Source organism: Streptomyces sp. SM1 (assembly GCF_002910825.1).
GTDB classification, from domain to species: domain Bacteria; phylum Actinomycetota; class Actinomycetes; order Streptomycetales; family Streptomycetaceae; genus Streptomyces; species Streptomyces okerensis.
In genome coordinates, this window is sequence record NZ_NEUB01000545.1 from 1 (window position 1) to 19,660 (window position 19,660).

At 71.8% G+C, this 19,660-nt stretch carries 17 protein-coding genes and 1 pseudogene; 7 read left to right on the forward strand and 11 right to left on the reverse strand.

What is annotated here, in order from left to right:
* Positions 1 to 89: 89 nt before the first annotated feature.
* Together B9S61_RS13355 and B9S61_RS13360 are read right to left on the reverse strand one after the other, a co-directional pair.
* Entirely contained in the window at positions 90 to 263 is a 174-nt protein-coding gene (locus B9S61_RS13355; protein WP_103542457.1) for a Trm112 family protein, read from the reverse strand.
* 149 nt (positions 264 to 412) lie between these two features.
* Complete coding sequence (locus B9S61_RS13360; RefSeq protein ID WP_103542458.1) at positions 413 to 892, reverse strand: DUF3499 domain-containing protein; 480 nt, start codon at positions 890 to 892, stop codon at positions 413 to 415.
* Positions 893 to 1,122: 230 nt separating this feature from the next.
* On the opposite strand from B9S61_RS13360, the gene B9S61_RS13365 reads away from it, so the two are divergent.
* Positions 1,123 to 1,578: a metallopeptidase family protein gene (locus B9S61_RS13365; protein WP_103542459.1), complete on the forward strand. Its 456-nt coding sequence runs from the start codon at positions 1,123 to 1,125 to the stop codon at positions 1,576 to 1,578.
* Between the two features lie 56 nt (positions 1,579 to 1,634).
* On the opposite strand, the gene B9S61_RS13370 is transcribed toward B9S61_RS13365, so the two are convergent.
* The 4 genes from B9S61_RS13370 to B9S61_RS13385 form a co-directional block, all read right to left on the reverse strand.
* Positions 1,635 to 2,195: an NUDIX hydrolase gene (locus B9S61_RS13370; RefSeq protein ID WP_103542460.1), complete on the reverse strand. Its 561-nt coding sequence runs from the start codon at positions 2,193 to 2,195 to the stop codon at positions 1,635 to 1,637.
* Positions 2,192 to 2,968: an HAD-IIB family hydrolase gene (locus tag B9S61_RS13375; protein WP_103542461.1), complete on the reverse strand. Its 777-nt coding sequence runs from the start codon at positions 2,966 to 2,968 to the stop codon at positions 2,192 to 2,194. The genes B9S61_RS13370 and B9S61_RS13375 overlap by 4 nt, the downstream gene beginning before the upstream one ends.
* Positions 2,969 to 3,032: 64 nt before the next feature.
* Positions 3,033 to 4,241, reverse strand: coding sequence for a fructose-bisphosphatase class II (locus B9S61_RS13380; RefSeq protein ID WP_103542462.1), 1,209 nt, complete (start codon positions 4,239 to 4,241; stop codon positions 3,033 to 3,035).
* Between the two features lie 64 nt (positions 4,242 to 4,305).
* Positions 4,306 to 5,709, reverse strand: a complete 1,404-nt coding sequence (locus tag B9S61_RS13385) for a hypothetical protein (RefSeq protein ID WP_103542463.1) — start codon at positions 5,707 to 5,709, stop codon at positions 4,306 to 4,308.
* A 244-nt stretch (positions 5,710 to 5,953) separates the two neighbouring features.
* On the opposite strand from B9S61_RS13385, the gene B9S61_RS13390 reads away from it, so the two are divergent.
* Positions 5,954 to 6,883 (forward strand): GDP-mannose 4,6-dehydratase, encoded by a 930-nt coding sequence (locus B9S61_RS13390; protein ID WP_103542464.1) that lies wholly within the window; start codon positions 5,954 to 5,956, stop codon positions 6,881 to 6,883.
* A 53-nt stretch (positions 6,884 to 6,936) separates the two neighbouring features.
* Positions 6,937 to 8,091: a DegT/DnrJ/EryC1/StrS aminotransferase family protein gene (locus tag B9S61_RS13395; RefSeq protein ID WP_103542465.1), complete on the forward strand. Its 1,155-nt coding sequence runs from the start codon at positions 6,937 to 6,939 to the stop codon at positions 8,089 to 8,091.
* On the opposite strand, the gene B9S61_RS13400 is transcribed toward B9S61_RS13395, so the two are convergent.
* The 3 genes from B9S61_RS13400 to B9S61_RS13410 form a co-directional block, all read right to left on the reverse strand.
* Positions 8,012 to 9,574, reverse strand: coding sequence for a DUF5719 family protein (locus tag B9S61_RS13400; protein WP_103542466.1), 1,563 nt, complete (start codon positions 9,572 to 9,574; stop codon positions 8,012 to 8,014). The two genes, B9S61_RS13395 and B9S61_RS13400, sit on opposite strands and share 80 nt — an antisense overlap.
* Complete coding sequence (locus B9S61_RS13405; RefSeq protein ID WP_258039644.1) at positions 9,571 to 13,176, reverse strand: glycosyltransferase; 3,606 nt, start codon at positions 13,174 to 13,176, stop codon at positions 9,571 to 9,573. Before B9S61_RS13405 ends, B9S61_RS13400 begins: the two co-directional genes overlap by 4 nt.
* Before the next feature lie 345 nt (positions 13,177 to 13,521).
* Positions 13,522 to 13,785 carry a WhiB family transcriptional regulator gene (locus tag B9S61_RS13410; RefSeq protein ID WP_103542468.1) on the reverse strand — a complete coding sequence of 88 codons (264 nt, stop codon included), beginning with the start codon at positions 13,783 to 13,785 and terminating at the stop codon, positions 13,522 to 13,524.
* A gap of 721 nt (positions 13,786 to 14,506) precedes the next feature.
* On the opposite strand from B9S61_RS13410, the gene B9S61_RS13420 reads away from it, so the two are divergent.
* The 4 genes from B9S61_RS13420 (at position 14,507) to B9S61_RS13435 (ending at position 18,485) form a co-directional block, all read left to right on the forward strand.
* Positions 14,507 to 15,049 (forward strand): cysteine dioxygenase family protein, encoded by a 543-nt coding sequence (locus B9S61_RS13420; RefSeq protein ID WP_103542469.1) that lies wholly within the window; start codon positions 14,507 to 14,509, stop codon positions 15,047 to 15,049.
* 33 nt (positions 15,050 to 15,082) lie between these two features.
* Positions 15,083 to 16,066, forward strand: a complete 984-nt coding sequence (gene cofD, locus B9S61_RS13425) for a 2-phospho-L-lactate transferase (protein ID WP_103542470.1) — start codon at positions 15,083 to 15,085, stop codon at positions 16,064 to 16,066.
* A complete protein-coding gene (locus tag B9S61_RS13430) occupies positions 16,063 to 17,397 on the forward strand; it encodes a coenzyme F420-0:L-glutamate ligase (RefSeq protein ID WP_103542471.1) in 1,335 nt (444 codons plus the stop codon). The genes cofD and B9S61_RS13430 overlap by 4 nt, the downstream gene beginning before the upstream one ends.
* Positions 17,398 to 17,477: 80 nt before the next feature.
* A complete protein-coding gene (locus B9S61_RS13435; protein WP_103542472.1) occupies positions 17,478 to 18,485 on the forward strand; it encodes a DNA-3-methyladenine glycosylase in 1,008 nt (335 codons plus the stop codon).
* Between the two features lie 35 nt (positions 18,486 to 18,520).
* Here the strand turns inward: B9S61_RS13435 and B9S61_RS13440 are convergent.
* Together B9S61_RS13440 and B9S61_RS13445 are read right to left on the reverse strand one after the other, a co-directional pair.
* Positions 18,521 to 18,871, reverse strand: a pseudogene (locus tag B9S61_RS13440) (zinc ribbon domain-containing protein); the annotation flags it as partial.
* A 16-nt stretch (positions 18,872 to 18,887) separates the two neighbouring features.
* Positions 18,888 to 19,660: peptidoglycan recognition protein (locus tag B9S61_RS13445; protein WP_181007360.1), on the reverse strand; the 773-nt coding region annotated here is incomplete at its 5' end.

The window sequence follows — 19,660 nt, forward strand, 5'->3', positions numbered from 1 at the left end:
GAGCAGCGATTCGTCGAGCATGTGCGGCAGGCTCCGATCTCGGATCGGCGGGGCGCGTGCGCGGTGCGCGGGGCGTGCGCGGGGCGGTGCTACGCGGGGCGGCGGGCCTCGTCGACGAGGAGTACGGGGATGCCGTCGCGGACCGGGTAGGCCAGACCGCAGTCCTGGCCGGTGCAGGTCAGCTCGGTGTCCTGCTCCTCGAGGGGGGAGTGGCAGGCCGGGCAGGCGAGGATCTCCAGGAGGCTGGATTCGACGAGCGGCATCGTGTGGTGTCCTTCGCGGTCGGACGCAGGGGAACGGTAGCTTCAACCAGCCTATATAACCGTGTGGGTACCGCGGCTCGGGCGGTGTCCGGGAGGAGGTCCGCCGCCCCGCCGGGGCACTTCGGCGACCCGTTCTGTGGGAGCCGGAGTCAGGATTCGGGCGAGCGCAGGACGCGAAGGTGGCCGCGCCGCGCGACCTCCATGGGATCGGCCGAACGTCCTCCGGCGTCACCGGCCCTTGAGCCCCGTTCCTGAGGGCGGGCAGCCTCACGCACGGCGTTCGCCAGCGCTTCCAGGTCGTCCCCGCTGGGCTGGGCCGGGGCCGAGCCGCCGAGCAGGCGGACGACCTCCCAGCCGCGCGGCGCGGTGAGACGCTCGGAGTGTTCGGCGCACAGGTCGTAGCAGTGGGGTTCGGCGTAGGTGGCGAGGGGGCCGAGAACCGCGGTCGAGTCGGCGTAGACGTACGTCAGCGTCGCGACGGCGGGACGGCCGCAGGCGGTGCGCGAACAGCGACGTACAGGGCTCACGATGTTGGACGGTACCGCACTCTTGAGCGGGCCGCGACGACTCTCCCTCGGGTCACTCCCCCGTGTCGTGGTGCGAAACGCCCCACGTGCCACTTTGACCATGCCTTGCTGACCTGGGTCGACACACGGGGCCAGGATACCGATCGGTACTGATATCGGTCACCAGTCGGCACAAACACTGCCAATCGGCTTGAGGTCATCGATCTCGGAAGGGTACGAAATCGAGCCCAACGTTGGCTGGAATGGTCATGTTGTGACATGACGCGCGGGTCGGCCGGAAGGCGGGTGGGGGTTCGGGCGGGACGGCCGGGCGACGACTACTCTTTGCAGTGATGGACAGCCCTGTGACTCCCCGTCCCACCGGCCCCGGGCCCCGACGCCGTGATCGCCACGGCCGGGGCATGCGCGGTCCCGTCGCTCCACCCCAGGTGCCGCTCGCGGCCAGCCGCGCGGAGACGTTCGCGGATCTGGTGCAGGACTCGGTGGAGCGGCTGGAGCGGCGCTGGCCGCAGCTCTCCGACATCGATTTCCTGGTGCTGGACGTACCGCGGCTGCACGGCACAGGGGCGGACGCCGCATGGAGCGACGGGACGGTACCGCTGGGCGGGACCGTGGCCGCCCGTGAGGGGCGGCCGGCGCGGGTGGTGGTCTACCGGCGGCCTGTAGAGATCCGGACCAAGGGGCGCGACGAGCGGGCGGCCCTCGTCCATGAGGTCGTGGTCGAACAGATCGCCGACCTGCTGGGCCTGAGCCCGGAGACCGTCGACCCCCGCTACGGCGAGGACTGACGGACAGCCGTGCCACGCTGTGTGCCCCGCCGCCTTCGGGACGGCAGCGGGCCGTGTCAGAGCAGGCCGAGCGCGTCCATCCCCATGTAGGCGAGGTCGACATCGGTGACGTCCCCGGAGCGCAGCAACGCACGCAGTTCCTGCGGTCCGGCCTTCAGCACCTCGATGAACTCCGCGTCGTCCGGCCGCGGCGGCTGCCGGAGGGTGCAGTTGCGGGCAACCGCACAGAATTTAACCGACGCGCTGTACGAGTCACCGAGGCAGCTCCCGACCACCTCGACGTCGCCGTCGTACCCCGTCTCCTCCAGCAACTCGCGCTCCGCCGTGTCCCGGGGCGATTCCCCTGCCTCCACGTAGCCACCGGGCAGTTCCAGGAGGAACCGCCCGGGTCCGGGCCGGAACTGTCTGGCGAGGAGGATCTCCCCTTCCGCCGTCAGGGCCAGGACAGCGGTACTCGGCCGATCCGCACGCACGCTGAAGACGTCCACACGGCCGGAGGGGAGCCGGTACGTGACCTCCACCACGGAGCGCCCGTACTTCTCGTACACCGTCGTCCGGGACAGTTGCTCCCAGGGCGCGTGAGGGCCGGAGCCCACGGGTCCCCGGCTTTCGGTCACGCCGGATCCAGCGGGGCCAGCAACGGAAGGGCAGGGTGGTCCGGGTCCGACTCAAGCATGACATCGATGTGGTCGGCGGTCTGCTCCCAGCCTGTGACGGCGACACAGGGCACGCCCAACTCCCGCACCGGGTAGTCGTTGCCGCCCTCGTCGAGCCGGTCGCCGAAGAAGAGAACGTCCTCGACGCGCAGATCAAGGTGCTCCAGAAGCCGCTCGACGCCGTAGGCCTTGTCGATGCCCTTCTTCGTGACGTCGATGGAGGTGGACCCGCCACTGCGGACCTCCAGGTCGGGCAGTCGCACCGCCACGTACTCCCGCAGGGCACGGCGGCGGGATCCATCCGGGTCCCAGGCCGCCTTCGCCTCATGCGGAGCCTGTTGCCCGAGGGCGGAGAAGGTGACCTGACTGCCGCGGTCCTCGATCACTTCGCCCCAGGTCCTCTCGGCCCACAGGCCCAGGGCCCTCGCGCCTTCGGTCAGGACGCTCACGATGAGGGCCTTCTGCGCCTCGGCCAGGTTCTCGCAGTAGATGTCCTGCCAGCCGACCGTGTCCCATCTCAGGTAGCGCGTACCGCAGGTGGGCATGAGGTGCAGACGCTCGGCGAGCCCGGCCGGGAGCGACAGCTCGTCCAGGACCTGTGTCTGGAACTGCTCGTACCGGCCGCCGGAGATGATGCAGACGTGCTTCTGGGCCAGGAGGCGCGTCAGACACTGAGTCATCCGAGGAGTGATTTTAGCCTTGGACAGAGCCAGGGTGTCGTCCAAGTCGAACATCACCAGGCGAGTCGACAGAATCAATGCCCCATCCCCTTCTTCGTCCTCGTCGGCCGCAGCACGCTCACCTACGGTAGCTGAGGCTGATTCTGCCGACCCTCCCCGCCTGCTTGACCAGGAACCCCTCCACGTGTGCAGCCCCTCCATCACGCGGTTCCGGCCCCCGGAGGCCAAGGGCGGGGTTGTCAGTGACGGCGAAGAGAGCCGCGGCCCGGCTCGTTCCCGGCCGCACCAGGTCCTCGCTCCGGTACTGCCGGTCCTTGTCCCAGCCCCCTGACCTGAGCGCAGCCTCCTCATCCTCGGAGAACACGAACAACGCGTCAAGGCCGGTCAGATCCGGCTGTGCGCGAGGGCCCGCGATCGACGCAAGTCGGAACACAAAGCCCATCTCGGGCGCCACCAGGTCCACCAGTCCCGCCGCGAACGCCAGCTCCGACAGACCGATGGCACCGATCATGCTGTCGATCCTGGGCTCGCTCATTCCGGCGAGCGACAGCAGGTAGGGCGGCTCCACGGTGACCCGCTCGGGCACGAGGACCTCACGCACCCGCCCTCGCATGAGGTCGATGAGCGTGCTGTGCATCGGCTTGGAGGCGATCGAGTGGGTGGCCACGGTCAGCGCGTCCGGACGCTTCCCCGAAGCGCGGGCGATGTTCTCGAGCAGTGGGACGAGACCGTCCTCCGGCCTGGCCATGATGTCAAGGTCGCCCAGGACGCCTGTCGGCGCCAGGGCGGCGTAGGCCTGAAGGTCGGGGACCGGCCGGACGCCGCTACCGAAGCCACCCAGCGTCAGGGCCCCAGGCTGGTTCGTCGCGACCAGTTCGGTACCGTCCACATAGTCGAACACGCCGTCGATCGCCACGGACGGGTCGTCGCCCCGCAGACCGAGCCGCTGGCCGGTGTGGGCGCCCGGGCTGTCGTCGCGCTCGCCTTCACCGGCGGCGACGAGGATTCCGAAGGGTGCGCGGTCCAGAATCTTTTCCGCGGCTTCGGTGGCCGCCCCGTCCACCATGACCTTCCGGTCGTTCAACGGCATGTCTTCGTCGAAGTCCGCGCGGGCCTCCGCGGCGGCCACGGCCGCGGCCGCCATGGCCACCACGAGATAGGCGTCCTCGTCGTGCGAGGCCTCGTCCCGGGACGCGCGAAGGCTCCCGCCGTCGGCCGGAGCGCCCTGCTCCTCGGCGTGTTCCACGGGGTGGCGCAGCCACGTGATCGTGGCATCGGTCAGCCGCTCGTCGACGGCAAGGATCGTGCTGCGCAGGCTGTCGTCCATCTTCTCTCTCCAGTAGCCCCTGGGCACATTTCGGGCTTCTCGTCATGGTCGGCCGTGGCCGGTCTCACCGGGTTCTGCGCCGTCGTATCTGCACAAGCGCGGCGAGCGGCACGACGATCAGCAATACCGACACCCCCAGCAGTCGCCATTGGCCTTCGTTCAGCCAGCCAGCCACCTGGTCAACGAAATCAGGAATCTGAACAACGGCCAGGACAATGCCCATGACCGCGATCAGATGGTCCCTCCGGTTCTTCTCCTGTTCCTCACGAACCCGGAGAAGACTCAGCGACACCGCTTCGCACTTCTCCATGTCCCTGCTAAGGATGGCGACCACCTGTGCACTGGGCCGCGCCCGCTCCGCCCACTCGTCCAGGCTCCGGTTCCTGCCTTCGGTCAGCTTCTCCCGGAAGCCGACGCACCGATCGAGGAGTGCCGCGTGCTGGACTCTCCGGCGGGTCAGCAGGGACTGTTCCGTCGGCGGTATCTCGTGGCGTACCGCGAGATCCGCGAGGACCGACCGGTAACGCGCGCTCAGGTCGTCACAGACGATCCGCCGCACGATTCCTGCCGTCCACACGAATATCGACGAAGAGTCGTAGCCGTATTCGGACAGTCGGAACTGCGACCTGCCCCGCAGCCAGGCCGGCAGATGCGCCATCTCCAGACAGCAGTCCGCGTTGACGAACACCATGTGATCGTCGAAGAACGCCATACCCGTCCGTACGTGTCCGTAGACGCTCTGCGGGCTGCGCCGCAGCCACAGGCCGTCCTCCACGAGGTGATCGGTCGGGTACGAGAGCAGCGCGGAGATCTCCCAGGCGTACTGGGCGGACTCGTTCACCCCCGCGTACATGCTGGTACTGGCGCGGCCCCGGGTGCCGTCGAGGTTCCACACCTGCATCGCGACGGAGCCTTCCACGGCCCACGTCCTCTCGATGTCGGTCCGCTCGATGCCGACGGCCTCGGCGAGGGCGCGGGCGGACTGTTCCGCGAGAAGTCCCGACACGTCCGGAGCGCCCAGGAGCGAGACGAAGCGCAGCAGCGTGTCAGTGGTCAGGGGGGTGGCGAGTTCGACCGCCAGAGTCGCGTCGGTGATCGGCCCGGGCACCGACAGGATGATCGGCAGAGCCGTCACCACATAGGCGCCGCCGAGCGAGACCGCCGCCTGCCTCAGTCCATCGGCGTGGCTGCTGCCCACGACGCGAGCGAGCGCCGCGGGCAGGGGCCCGCAGTCGAACAGCGCGGAGTACACGAGTCCGGAACCGGCCCGCACCTTCGAGGCGTACGAACGGTCGTCGTCGATCTCCCGTAGCCCACCGGCTGTGAAGAGCCGCGAGAAATCGAGGCCCTCGGACAGACGGTGCGCGAAATGGACGACCACGGAGCAGCCGCTGACGCGCAGGCGGTCGGACGCGGGTGGAGCGGGTACGTCGGCGGGGTCGGCGAGCACGGCGAACTGGTGATGCACTCCACACTCCTCCAGCTGCGGCGGACGGCAGGCCTGTCCGAACATACCGGGTGACGCACCGTGAGTAGGCCCACTCGTCCGGTTCCGGGCCGTCTGCGCAGCCGGACGACTCACACCTGTGACGCTTCATCACCTGACGGATGGACACGCCCTGTTGACCGCACGCATTGGCAAGGACATATCATTCCAGCCCTCAGCAGCAGCCACGGGTCTGGAGGGACATGATCTTTCCGGGGAGCTTCCGATGAGCACCGTCGTCACCGGCGCAGCCGGCTTCATCGGGTCCTGGCTCTGCGCCCTCCTCCGCTCCCAGGGGGAGAACGTGCGGGAGATCGACCTCCCGCACTGCGACATCGGTGACACGGCGCACCTGACACGTGTTCTGGAGCGGGCCGCACCCGAGCGCATCTACCATCTGGCGGCCCAGGCCAGCGTGCGGCGGTCATGGCAGCATCCCGCCCACACCTGGCGTACGAACGCGGGGGGTACCGTCTCGCTCCTCGAAGCCGCCCGCGTCGCCTGCCCGGGAACCAAGGTCCTCGTGATGAGCAGTGCCGGAGTCTTCGACGGAGCCCACGTCGACGCACCGCTCACCGAGAACTATCAGCCCGCGCCCCTGTCGCCGTACGCGGCAAGCAAACTGGCAGCCGAATCGGCAGCCCGGCACTACTTCGCCGCGCACGCGCTCCGGATGGTCGTCGTCCGTCCTTTCAACGTCATCGGGCCGGGACAGAGCCAGGAGTACCTGATCCCGTCCCTCTCGCACCGCTTGGCGGCGGCCGTCCGCTCGGACCACAGCCGTATCACGGTCGGCAACCTGGAGGCCCGACGGGACTTCCTCGACGTACGCGATGCCGTACGGGGACTGTGGCTGCTCATGCGGGACGGGCAGCCCGGCGAGGTCTACCACCTGTGCACCGGCGTCGGCACCCCGATCCGCACGCTGGTGGAGACGATGATCAGCCTGACGGGCCGCCCGCTGGCCTACCGGCAGGATCCAGCCCTGGCACGGGGAGCCGACGCGCACAGTCTGATCGGGGACCCCGTGAAGACGCGGTGGCTGACAGGGTGGCAGGCGACGGTTCCGCTCGCCACAACTCTGGCCGACGTTCTCGCCGAGGTGGGCGGGCCCGGTCCCCTTGGGACGAGGGCTGACGTTCTCCGCCTCCGCTGACTTGCCACAGCCCTGACGGTCCGCGCTCCGACGACTGCTGCCCCGAGGTGAGGATGAGGTTCCCGCTGTCCCGGCCGACACTGGGTGAGAAGGAGTCCGAGAACGTCCGGGAGGCGATGGCATCCGGCTGGATCTCGGGAACCGGCTCATACGTCGGCGCCTTCGAGCGATCGCTCGAGCAGCTGACCGGCAGAGCGTACGCAACAGCCGTGTCGAGTGGCACGACGGCTCTGGAGATCGCGCTGTCCGCTCTGGAAATCTGCGCCGGCGACGAGGTGATCGTCCCGGCGCTGACCTTCGCCGCGCCCGCTGCCGCCGTGCTCACCGTGGGGGCCGCTCCCGTGCTGTGCGACATCTCGCCGGGGAACTGGACCATCGACCCCGCGGCGGCCCAGGCCCTGATGACACCACGCACGAAGGCCGTTATCGCCGTCGACCTCATGGGACATCCCTGTGACTACGACCGCCTCGCCGAACTCGGGGTACCGGTCATCGAGGATGCCGCGCAGGCCCACGGAGCCCGGACCGCCAAGGGTCCCGCGGGTGGCTTCGGCATCGCATCGATCTTCAGCTTCCATGTGAACAAGGCCATCACCTGCGGCGAGGGCGGGGCCGTACTCACGGACGACCCCGAACTGGCGGAGCGGGTGGGTCTGCTCGCCCACCACGGCATGAGTACCGACAGACGGTATCACCACAGCATGGCGGGGCGCAACGGCAGGATGACCAACCTGAGTGCCGCCGTCGGCGCCGCCCAGGCCGAGCGCTGGGACGAGCTGGTGGCCGGTCGCCTTCAGGTCGCTCAGCGCTACCGGGCCCGCCTGGCGGGACAGGGCCTGTCCCCCCGCCCGGCGGAGCCGTGGGCCTCACCGTCCTGCTGGCTGTACTGCGTCACCACACAGGCGCGGGACGTCGTCGTGGAGCACGCCCGACGCGACGGGGTCGACGCCCGCGCCATCTGGCCGGCCCTGAGTGACCTGCCCTTCTACCGGCGCTACGTCCCCCGGCACTGCGACCACGCCTCGGAGGTGTCCCGGACAGCCATGTGGCTGCCCACCTGGGCCCACATGTCATCCGAGGAGACGACCGGGGTGACCGACTCCCTGCTCCGGTTCCGGGAACCCGGGCTCAGAGCAGGACCGACAGATCCTCGCGCGCCTCCGGTACCGCCACCGTCCCCCGGTCGTCCGGAAGCGGCTGGACGGTGAAGAACGGGACGCCGCCCTCCGTCGCCGCGAGGGTGCGGGACGCGTAGACGGGCGTGCCCGCCTCCGGTTCGACCGTGAGGGCGTACGTGCCCTTCACGCCCGACGGCGCGGGCACCTCGATGTTCTGGGTCGTGCCGGACTTGACCGTGTAGGTCTTGGAGGCCGGCGTACCGCCCTTCGTGCCCGCGGAGGCGGTCACCTTGACCTCGGCGGTGCCCTCGGGCGCGGTCACCGCGAGGGTGGTGCCCTTGGCGGTGTTGTCCACGGCCGTCGCGCGGTCGCCGACCGGACGGGCGGCCGGGATGAACGCCGACTCCTGCTTCTCACCCTCGCCGCGCAGCACCCGGACCGCCGCCACGACCGGCACGGAGCCGTCCGGCGCCGTCAGCACCAGGGAGCCCGGCTCACCGCGCGTGATGTCACCCAGGTCGACGGCCGCCGTCATGCCGCCCTTCACGTGCAGCGTCTCGTGGCCGGCCGGGGTGATCAGGCCGGAGGGGGAGGCGAGACGGACCGTCAGGTCGGCGTCCGCGTCGCGCGGGGTGAAGGCGACCAGGCGTACGGCGGTGGCGTCCTCCGGGATGCCGGGCAGGACCAGGCTGCCGGAGGGGTCGGCCGACGCGGGCAGCCAGTCGCCGCCCAGCTTGTCGTCCAGGGCCTGGACGGCCGCGCCCACCCGGCCGCTGCGGACGACGACGTGCACGGTCACGTCGGTCTGCTTCTCCTCGGTGAGCGTGGACAGCAGCACCGGCTCGGCGGAGTGCGGCCGGACCGTGATGCCCTCCCCCACCGTCGTCTTCAGGGCCCCGTCCTTGCCGTAGAGCTCGACGTCCACCACGGCCGCCGAGTCGTCGGGGTTGGTCAGGTGGACGTAGTCGGTGCGGTCCTCGCCGGTACTCGCTCCCGGGAACCAGAATTCGGTGTCGGCGGGCGTGCAGGCGACGCCGTGCAGGCCCCGGCCGGTGCCCGCGGCCACCTCCGTCGTCTGCTGCACGGTCCAGCCGGGCGCGAAGCGGCCCTCGGCGGTGCCGATGAGGGCCGGGGCCTCGCCTCCCGAGGTGTCCCCGGTGACCGGCTTGCCGGGCTCCCCGGGCTTCAGTACGTCCTCGCCGCCGCGCCCGTCCTTCCCGTCCTTGCCGCTCTCGCCGTCCCCGGCTTCCTCGTCGCCCTTCTCGCCCTCGCCGCCGGCCTCCTCGTCGCCCTTGCCGTCGGGCTCGGATACCTCTGCGGCCGGCCGGAGTTCTGCCTTGCCCTCGTTCTTCGTGCCCTCCGTGACCGGGGTGAAGGACGTGTAGGTCGTCTCGGCGAGGTCGGAGGTGCTCGGCTGCGGGCAGAGCAGGCTCGTACGCTCCACCGGGAGGTGGGCCGCCGCCCGGGCCGGCTCGTCCGTGGCCCCGGCGTCGGGTGAGGACACCGCGGCGAAGCCGGTGACGGCGGCGAGCGCGGTCACGCCCGCGATCAGGGACAGGGTGGTGCGGTTCACTGCTGGCTCCCGTCGGGACGCTCGCCGCCCGTGCCGTTGGGGTCGTACGGAGTGTCGTAGCCCTGCGGGTAGTTCTGGTCGTAGCCGCCCTGACCCCGGTACGTCGGGTCGTACGGCTGCTGCTGGGTGCCGTACGCGTACGGGTCGTACTCGCCGCCCTGCTGGTAGGGGTCGGGCTGGTAGGGGCGGCCGTACGCGTCCGTCGCGTACGGCTGCTGGTACTGGTCGGCCGGGTAGGTGCTGCCGTCGTGGTCGGCGTCGGCGTACCGCGCCGCGTCCCAGTCGCCGTGGTCGGGCTGTTGCGGGACGGGAGCGGAGGCCGGGGGCTGCTCCGGCGGGGCGGGCAGGTCCTCGTCGAGGGCGGCTTCCTCCCCTCCGGCCTCCGCCTCCGCCTGGGCGCGCAGGCGGCGGGCACGGCGGCCCTCTCCGGCAACGGCCTCGGCGGGCACGGACGGTTCCTCGGGCAGGTCGTCGTCGACGTCGCGACGGCGGCCGGGCAGGGCCATGACGACGAGGACCAGGGCGAGCAGCCCCTGGGTCCACAGCCAGGCGGTGTGGGTGACCGGGTCGTCGTAGGTGACGTCCAGCCTGCCGCCGGAGGAGGGGAGTTCGAAGCCCTGGGCCCAGTCGTCGACCGTGGTGCGGGGGAGCGGCCTGCCGTCCAGGGTGGCGGTCCAGCCCTCGGCGGCGGCGTCGGCGAGGCGCAGAACGCGGCCCTCGGCGCCGTCCGGGACCTCGGTATGGATCTCGACCGGTCCGGCGGCCACGGGCACGGGCTCGCCGCCGCCGTCCTTGCCGGGGACGATGCTCGCGCGGGCCACCTGCCGGTCGACCCGCCACAGCGCGCCGCCCGCCTGCTGGCTGAGCCGGCTCAGGCCGGGCGTGGCGTCCAGGACCCGGGTGACCTCGCGCGGGGCTCCCTGGTGGACCAGGACGTAGCGGACGGCGAAGCCGCCGAGCTCGTCGGCCTGGTCGGCGCCGGATCCCGCGACCAGGTTGGCGACGACCTTGTCGAGTCGCGCGTTCTCGCCGTCCACCGCGGCGGTCTCGGCGTCGCCCATACGGGCGCCGGAGCCGCGGACCAGCACATAGCCGACCCGGTCGGCGGAGTCGCTGTTGAGGACGAGGGTGCGGGCCTGGTCGCTGGTGCCGCTCTCCTCGGCGACGAAGGCGGGCACCTGGACCGGGTCGCGCCGCTCCACGGGGCCGTCGGCGCCGCGGAGTATCCAGCCGGCCGCGAGGACCAGCGGGCCGACGGCGCAGGCGAGGGCGATCAGGGCCGCGACGGGCTGGCGCCAGCCGAAGCTCTGCTCGGCGACCCGCGAGCGTGCCCCGTCGGCGCCGAGCACGGCGGCGGCGAGGACGGCGATGCCGTAGACGAGCGTCGCGGGGCCCGCCCAGGCCGAGTTGTTGGACAGGACCGCGAAGACGAGCCCCACCAGGGCGGCCGCCCACGCGGTGAGGATCGCGGTCCGGCGCTCGGAGCGGAGCAGTGCGGCGAGGGCCGCGAGCACCAGGCCGATGAGCAGCGGGCCGCCGGCGGTTCCGGGGCCGCCCGGGCTCGCGCCGAGCAGGTCCAGGGCGGAGGCCGCCGAGGGGCCGTACTCCAGGCCGGCCTCCTGGAAGAAGCCGAAGGGGAGCAGGGAGAGCGACCAGGGGGCGAGGACCAGGAGGGGGGTGCCCAGCTGGGCCAGGAAGCGGAGTCCGTAGGCCGGGATGTCGGTTCTGCGCAGGGCCAGGACACCGATGCCGAGGACCAGGGCGACGGGCCACACGATCGGGGTGAACGCGGTGGTGATCGTGAGCACCACCGCGTACGCCCAGGTGGCGCGCCAGCTTCCGCGCGTGCCGTCGGCGGCGGTGAGGCCGCTCGCGGCGATGCCCGCGCGGGCGGCGAGCGGCAGCAGTACGGCGAGTACGGCGGTGCCGATGCGGCCCCCGGCCAGGGCGCCGGTCGCGGCGGGCAGCAGGGCGTAGGCGACGGCCGCCCACGCGCGCAGCAGGCGAGAGGGGACAAGCGGGCGGGAGACGAAGTAGGCGGTGAGGCCGGCCAGCGGTACCGAGCAGACCAGGAGGATCGTCACGGCGAGGCCGGTGGAACCGAACAGCAGCGACGCGAAGGCCGCCACGATCGCGAGGTAGGGCGGCGCCGATCCGGTGCCGCCGGCTCCCACGGTGTGCCAGGCGTCCGTGTAGCGCGCCCACAGGTCGCCCGCGTCGGCGGGCGCGGGGAGCAGGGCGCCACCCGCGAGGGCGCCGCCGCCGAGGAGCTGGCGGCAGGCCGCGAGGGAGACCAGCAGCAGCACCAGGAAGAGCACCGGGCCCGGTTTGCGGGCGACGCGCTTGAGGCGGGCGAACTGCTCGATCTCCAGGAAGTCGGCGTCGTCGCCGCCCGGCCCGGACTCGGTCGCGCTGCCGTGCCGTCCCGCACCGGAGACGGCTTCCGGGTCGGAGCGGCCGACGAGGTCGCTCGCGACCTGTTCCACGGTGACGCGGACAGTCGCGCCGGGTGGCGGGAACAGCGGCCGCATCTCGTCCTTGTCGGTCCCCGGGGCGCCGCGGTGACGCCGTCCGGCGAGGATCCGTTCCGGTCGGAGCAGGGTGCCCATGAGGCCGCGGATCTCGTCGACGGCCTGGCCGGGGACCTTGCCGACGAGGTAGGCGAGGGTGCGCAGCAGGCTGCCGAGGACGACCCGGAACAGCACCCAGGGCAGCGCGGCGGTACGGGTGTTGACGAGCAGGGCGTAGACCGCGCCCGCCTTGTCCACCTTGTGCGGGGAGGCGGAGGTGCGGCCCACGCAGTCGACGGTGCGGCGCTCGCGGGAGGCGGCCTCCGCGTGCCGGACGGCGGCGTCGGGGGCGACGAGGACCCGGTGGCCGGCCGAGTGCGCGCGCCAGCACAGGTCGACGTCGTCCCGCATGAGGGGCAGATGGCGGTCGAACCCGCCGAGCCGGTCGAAGACGTCGCGGCGGACCAGCATGCCGGCGGTGGACACCGACAGCACGGGCCGTACGTGGTCGTGCTGGCCCTGGTCCTGTTCGCGGCGGTCCAGGCCGGTCCAGCGGCGGCCGGAGGCGGCGATGGAGACGCCGACCTCGAGGAGCTGCCTGCGGTCGTACCACCCGCGGAGTTTGGGGCCGACCACGGCGACGTCGTCGCGGCCGAGCTCGTACTCGTTCTCCACGACGCGCAGCAGCCGGGCCAGCGCGTCGGGTTCGGGGGCGCAGTCGTCGTGCAGCAGCCACAGCCACTGCACCGGTTCGCCGTGCGGCAGTTCCGGCAGGTCGTAGGCGTCGTCGCGCCAGCTGCGGGTGACCGGGTCCCAGCCGCTCGGCCGCTTCAGATACGGCAGGTCGTCCGGTGTGAGGTGCGGGGCGCTGCGGTTGCACTCCTCGACCGCCTGACCGAAGCCGGTGCGCCGGGCGAGGTGCAGCACGTGGTCGTCACCGAGGGCTTCGGCGACCAGCCGGGCGGAGTCGTCCGCACTGCCGGTGTCGGCGCCCATGGCGAACTGGACAGGGCGCTCCTGGCCGAGCAGCCCGGCGAGCGCGTCGGGCAGCCAGCGGGCGCCGTCGTGGGAGACGAGGACCGCGGTCACCACGTGACGCGGGAACTCAGGACTGGCAGCGAGGTCTTGCCGGGCTGCCGTGTGGCTGTGCACGGACATCGAGGTACGGGCCCCGGTTCGGTGGACTGTGGGGGACGCCCGTGCCCGGTGGGGGCGGCGGGGCGTCTCGGACGAGCGACCACACTATCGGCTGGGCACCACAGCGGCCCGCCGCCTGTGGACAACCCACCTGCGACGGGCCATACGTGACGTATGTGCGAAGTGACGCGTGTGCGGAGCAGACCGGCGGCCTCCGGCGTGCGGCACGGATGCGGGCACCCGGCAGCCACCGCGCCGTACGGCGGCGCCGTGCCGTAGGGCGGTGCCGCGCGCCGTACGTCAGACCGCGGCCTTCTTCAGCCGGCGCCGCTCCCGCTCGGACAGGCCGCCCCAGATACCGAAGCGCTCGTCGTTGGCGAGGGCGTACTCGAGGCATTCGGAGCGGACCTCGCAGGCGAGACAGACCTTCTTGGCCTCCCGGGTCGAGCCGCCCTTCTCGGGGAAGAAGGACTCGGGATCGGTCTGGGCGCACAGCGCGCGCTCCTGCCAGCCGAGCTCCTCTTCCGCGTCGTCGACCAGCAGTTGCTGCACCAGCTCGGTCATGTGCGCCCCTCGTCCGTCTTTCACGTCCCCGTGATCCAGCCGTTACCGATTCCGGCTGAACGACACGAGTGAAATTACAAGTGTGCTGCTCCGGGCGAGTCAAGCCGAGATCTGCTATTGGGCCCCTTATTCACTCTGCGGAACCAAGGCCGAGCGGAAAGTGTTCAAATCACCCTAAACTTTGACACACGCGAGGGACCTCTGAGGATTCACAGCCCCACACAGAGCCTCTACAGGTAGGACGCCCAGGAGATCGATCCCGTTGCGACACCCGCGACGAAGCGAACCGGATCACATTCGGATCACAGGATCGCAACGGCGCGCGTGGCGCCCGGCCGTGCGCACCTTGTGTCCCGGGAAACGAATGAGCAAACCTTTCGCCTGCAAGATGAACCGGAAGAGGTGAACCATGTCCCACGAAACGGGCGTCGAGTTGACAGTGGAGGAGTGAACCGCTGTCCTAGGGGGCATGCTCGCGAATCAGGCACTCACCCCGACCCGCTCCGCCGGGTTCCCCGGTGCTGCCCGCGCTCGCTGTAGCTGTCGCTGTTCCGGCTGTTGAGCCAACGCGCTCCCGCCACCGCCGGGTCCACCCGACCCGGCCGCTGATTCCCTCCCCCGCTCCCACCGGGGCACCTCTCGCCGCCCCGCCCGCGATCCGGGCCCACGCGCCGCGAGACCCGCACCCCCACCGCTTCTCCGCCAAGGGACCCCCGCACCCATGAACAGCGACAGCGACCTCCAGATCGCCGGCGACATCCTCGAAGTCCCGCACCTGCTCCAGCCCCCGCGCGAGCACCCGGCCACCGTCGCCGAGTTCGCCGGCCTGGCCCGCTCCCTCGCCGCCGACCGCTCCCGGTGGGAGCACCTCGTCGAGTACGACGCCACCAGCCGCTGGTACCACCGGCTGCGCACCGGACCCGGCTACGAGGTGTGGCTGCTGTCCTGGGTGCCCGGCCAGGGCAGCGGGACCCACGACCACGGCCGCTCCTCCGGCGTGCTCACCGTCCTGGACGGCGCCCTCACCGAACGGACGGAGCGCGGCACGCGCGCGCTGACGGCCGGGGCCCAGCGCGTGTTCGCTCCCGGCTACGTCCACGAGGTCGTCAACGACGCGCTGGAACCCGCGGTCAGCCTGCACATCTACTACCCCGGCCTGACCGAGATGCCCATGCTCCCCGGGTCCCGGCTCCGTGCGGCCGGGGAGGCCCCCCTCGCCCCCCACTGCGAGGCCCGCACCGCTCCCGGCCCGGTGACTGCCTGACGCGATGTCGTGGCGGCCTGCAAGGATGGGTCCATGCGCATTGTGGTTCTGGCAGGCGGCATCGGCGGTGCCCGTTTCCTGCGCGGTCTGAAGCAGGCCGCGCCCGACGCGGACATCACCGTCATCGGCAACACCGGGGACGACATCCACCTCTTCGGGCTGAAGGTCTGCCCGGACCTCGACACGGTGATGTACACGCTCGGCGGCGGTATCAACGAGGAACAGGGCTGGGGGCGGACCGACGAGACCTTCCACCTCAAGGAGGAACTCGCCGCGTACGGCATCGGCCCGGAGTGGTTCGGTCTCGGCGACCGGGACTTCGCCACGCACATCGTGCGGACGCAGATGCTGAGCGCCGGGTACCCGCTCAGCGCGGTGACCGAGGCACTGTGCGACCGGTGGAAGCCGGGGGTACGCCTGATCCCGATGACCGACGACCGCGTGGAGACGCATGTCGCGGTGACGCTGCCCGACAGCGACTCCGCCGCGGGGGCCGGTGAGCGCAAGGCGATCCACTTCCAGGAGTACTGGGTACGGCTGCGGGCCTCGGTGCCGGCCGAGGCCGTCGTACCGGTCGGCGCCGAGCACGCCAAGCCGGCCCCCGGTGTCCTGGAGGCGATCGCCGGGGCCGACGTGATCCTCTTTCCGCCGTCCAACCCCGTGGTCTCCGTGGGCACCATCCTGGCCGTGCCCGGCATCCGGGAGGCGATCGCCGACGCGGGTGTGCCGGTGGTCGGCCTGTCGCCGATCGTCGGGGACGCGCCCGTGCGCGGCATGGCCGACAAGGTCCTCGCGGCCGTCGGTGTGGAGTCCACGGCCCCGGCGGTGGCCGAGCACTACGGCTCCGGCCTGCTGGACGGCTGGCTGGTCGACACCGTCGACGCGTCCTGTGTGGAGCGTGTCGAGGCGGCGGGGATCCGCTGCCGGGCCGTACCGCTGATGATGACCGACGTCGAGGCGACCGCGCAGATGGCGCGGGAGGCGCTGACGCTGGCCGGAGAGGTGCGGGCGGTATGAGCGGCGCCCACCCGGCACCGGCACCGGCACCGGCACCCGACGGCTACCAGGTCCGGGCCCTGGCGGGCCTGCCCGAGATCCACGAGGGCGACGACCTGGCCAAGCTGATCTCGGCCGCCGCACCGGACCTGGCCGACGGTGACGTCCTCCTCGTCACCTCGAAGATCGTCTCCAAGGCGGAGGGCCGCGTCGTCGAGGCAGCCGGCCGCGAGGCCGCCATCGACGCGGAGACGGTCCGCGTGGTGGCCCGGCGCGGCCCCCTGCGCATCGTGGAGAACCGGCAGGGCCTGGTCATGGCCGCGGCCGGCGTCGACGCCTCCAACACCCCTGCCGGCACGGTCCTGCTGCTGCCCGAGGACCCGGACGCCTCCGCGCGGGCGATCCGCGAGGGTCTGCGCGACATCCTCGGCGTCGAGGCCGGCGTGATCGTCACCGACACCTTCGGCCGCCCGTGGCGCGCGGGACTGACGGACGTGGCGATCGGCGCCGCCGGCGTCCGCGTCCTGGACGATCTGCGCGGCGGCACCGACGCCTACGGCAATCCGCTCGGCGCCACGGTCGTCGCCACGGCCGACGAGCTCGCGGCCGCGGGTGACCTGGTCAAGGGCAAGGCCTCCGGTCTGCCGGTGGCCGTCGTCCGCGGTCTGCCGCACCTGGTGGCGGCCGACGACGGCGAGGGCGCGCGGGCGATGGTGCGCGGCGCGCGCGACGACATGTTCCGGCTGGGCACCTCCGAGGCGGTCCGCCAGGCGGTGACCCAGCGCCGTACCGTGCGGTCCTTCACGGACGAGCCGGTCGACCCGGACGCCGTACGCCGCGCGGTGGCGGCCGCGGTGACCGCCCCGGCCCCGCACCACACCACGCCGTGGCGTTTCGTCCTGCTGGAGTCTCCCGGGTCCCGCACCCGCCTCCTGGACGCCATGCGCGACGCGTGGATCGCGGACCTGCGCCGGGACGGCAAGACGGAGGAGTCCATCGCCAAGCGCGTCCGCCGCGGGGACGTACTGCGCAACGCGCCCTACCTGGTCGTACCCTGCCTGGTCATGGACGGCTCGCACACCTACGGGGACGCGCGGCGGGACGGGGCCGAGCGGGAGATGTTCGTGGTCGCCACGGGCGCCGGCGTGCAGAACTTCCTGGTCGCGCTGGCCGGGGAACGGCTGGGCTCGGCATGGGTGTCGTCGACGATGTTCTGCCGCGACGTGGTCCGCGAGACCCTGGACCTGCCCGCGGGCTGGGACCCGATGGGCGCGGTCGCCGTGGGCCACCCGGCCGAGGACCCCCGTCCGCGGCCCGAGCGGGAGGCGGGCGCCTTCATCGAGGTGCGGTGAGCCGGGCGCGCGGGCGCCTACCCTCTTAGAGGCCCCGCTTCCTCATGGGGCCCGCTCTCATCTCCACCCCTGGGACTCCCGTGGCAGGACGTTTCACTCCCCGCCCGACGCGTACGACCGTGCGCGGCGGCCATGTCGCCGTGCCCGCCGCCGCGGGAGTCCCCCGCCAGGCACCGGCGCCGGCGCGCGTACGCACCTGGGTGCCGGAGGGTCCGCTGGACCTCGGCCTGGTGCTCGGGCCGCTGCGGCGCGGGCCCGGGGATCCTACGTTCCGGGCGCTGCCGGACGGCTCCGTGTGGCGGGCCAGCCTGACTCCGGCGGGCCCGGGGACACTCCGGGTGACGCAGCGGTCCGGTGAGGTCCGGGGCGAGGCGTGGGGGCCGGGCGCGGACTGGCTGCTGGAGAAGCTGCCGGAGATACTCGGGGCACTGGACGATCCGTCCGCCTTCGTGCCCCGGCACAAGCTGCTGGCGCTGACGCGGCACCGCCGGCCGGGGCTGCGGCTGACCCGGACCGGGCTGGTGCTGGAGTCGTTGATCCCGTCGGTTCTGGAGCAGAAGGTCACGACCGGTGAGGCGTACCGGGCGTGGCGGCTGCTGGTACGGAAGTACGGCGAACCGGCTCCGGGTCCCGCGCCGGAACGGATGTCGGTGATGCCGGCGCCTCGTACCTGGGCGCTGATCCCGTCCTGGGAGTGGCACCGGGCCGGGGTCGACGACAAGCGGGCGTCGACGGTGCTGCGGGCGGTGCGGGTCGCCGCGCGGCTGGAGGAGGCGGTGGGAATGCCTCCGGAGGCGGCGCAGGAGCGGCTGGAGCTGGTGTCGGGGATCGGGCCGTGGACGTCGGCGGAGACGGTGCAGCGCAGTCACGGGGCGGTGGACGCGGTGACCGTGGGGGATCTGCATCTGCCGGGGATCGTGGGGTGGGCGCTCGCGGGGGACCGGGATGCCGATGACGCGGGGATGCTGGAGCTGCTGGAGCCGTATGCGGGGCAGCGGCATCGGGCCGCGCGGTTGATTCTGCTGAGCGGGAGGGTGCCGGGGCGGCGGGCGCCGCGGATGCCGTACGGGGATATCGGGCGGTTTTGACATCCTCCCCCAGTTGAAGCTGGGGGTTTCCTGGCTCAGGCTGCCTCCGGGAGCAGCGCTCCCGGAGGACTTCCACCATCAGCACCAGCCGGGTTGAGACCAGCCCGGACGAGCATCAGGCGGGCGGAGTTCTTGTCCCGGGGGGACACGGCTCCGCACGCGGTGCACGCATACGTGCGTTCGGAGAGGGGAAGTGCGTGCTTGGTTCTCGCACCGCACTGTGCGCAGTCCATCGTGGTGTGGGCCGGGTGCACCAGGTGCACGATGCGGCCGTGCTTGCGGGCCATCTCGACCAGCGCGGTCCTGGTCGCGCCGATCGCGGCGTCGGCGGCCTTGCGGGCCATCGTCGGCCTCGCGAGGAACGTGGGGCGGAAGTCCTCGGCAGAAGACGCCCGGCCGGCCTCAGCGGCCCTGGTAACGGGCGGCCGTGGAGCGCGTGGTGCCGAGCTTCTTGTACAGCTTTCCCCCTGGGCACGAGGTGTTGAACCCGTCCCGGTGACCGGAGATCACGTTCAGTCGTACCTTCTTGCCTTTGCCGTAGAGGTAGCCACCGCCGGACGTCAGATATGTCTTGGCCTTCGGATTCATGCCGTGCAGTCCCAGCTTCCAGGCGGTGAGCCGGGAGACCGCCTTCACGGCGGACTTCGAGGGTTTCCTGGACCCGTAGGAACCGATCACCGCGATGCCCGTGGACTTGCTGTTGAAGCCCATGGTGTGGGCGCCCTTCACCGGCTTCGCCACTCCCCCGGCGCGGCCCTCGTAGATCCTCCCGCACTTGTCGATGAGGAAGTTGTAGCCGATGTCCCGCCAGCCCAGGCTGCGGACGTGGTAGCGGTAGAAGCCGCGGATGAGTGAAGGCGCCTGGGAGCACTTGTAGTTGTTGCCGGAGGCGGTGTGGTGCACGAAGGCGGCCTTGACCTTGCTGGTGTACGTGAACTTCTTCTCCCGCAGGCCCTCGTCCGCCCCCCAGCCACGCCGGGTGACGATGGCGGGCCGCGGTCCGATGTACGGCTTGGCGCGCTGCTCCTCGGTCAGCTCGGAACCGCGCAGGGTGAGGAGGTTCTGCCGGGTCTGCTCGGCGTCCAGCTCCGGGATCTCGGTGGCCCCGAGCGGGGCGAGTCCGGCGTTGGCCGCGGAGGCTGCGGCCGCCTCGGCGCTCAGCGGGGCGGTACGGC

What these genes read in the sequence shown, in the direction of transcription:
- B9S61_RS13355 (WP_103542457.1), bottom strand. Translation starts at nt 263, where the DNA reads ATGCCGCTCGTCGAATCCAGCCTCCTGGAGATCCTCGCCTGCCCGGCC.
- cofD (WP_103542470.1), top strand. Translation starts at nt 15,083, where the DNA reads ATGCGCATTGTGGTTCTGGCAGGCGGCATCGGCGGTGCCCGTTTCCTG.
- B9S61_RS13365 (WP_103542459.1), top strand. Translation starts at nt 1,123, where the DNA reads ATGGACAGCCCTGTGACTCCCCGTCCCACCGGCCCCGGGCCCCGACGC.
- B9S61_RS13390 (WP_103542464.1), top strand. Translation starts at nt 5,954, where the DNA reads ATGAGCACCGTCGTCACCGGCGCAGCCGGCTTCATCGGGTCCTGGCTC.
- B9S61_RS13380 (WP_103542462.1), bottom strand. Translation starts at nt 4,241, where the DNA reads ATGGACGACAGCCTGCGCAGCACGATCCTTGCCGTCGACGAGCGGCTG.
- B9S61_RS13375 (WP_103542461.1), bottom strand. Translation starts at nt 2,968, where the DNA reads ATGTTCGACTTGGACGACACCCTGGCTCTGTCCAAGGCTAAAATCACT.
- B9S61_RS13420 (WP_103542469.1), top strand. Translation starts at nt 14,507, where the DNA reads ATGAACAGCGACAGCGACCTCCAGATCGCCGGCGACATCCTCGAAGTC.
- B9S61_RS13410 (WP_103542468.1), bottom strand. Translation starts at nt 13,785, where the DNA reads ATGACCGAGCTGGTGCAGCAACTGCTGGTCGACGACGCGGAAGAGGAG.
- B9S61_RS13430 (WP_103542471.1), top strand. Translation starts at nt 16,063, where the DNA reads ATGAGCGGCGCCCACCCGGCACCGGCACCGGCACCGGCACCCGACGGC.
- B9S61_RS13395 (WP_103542465.1), top strand. Translation starts at nt 6,937, where the DNA reads ATGAGGTTCCCGCTGTCCCGGCCGACACTGGGTGAGAAGGAGTCCGAG.
- B9S61_RS13360 (WP_103542458.1), bottom strand. Translation starts at nt 892, where the DNA reads ATGGTCAAAGTGGCACGTGGGGCGTTTCGCACCACGACACGGGGGAGT.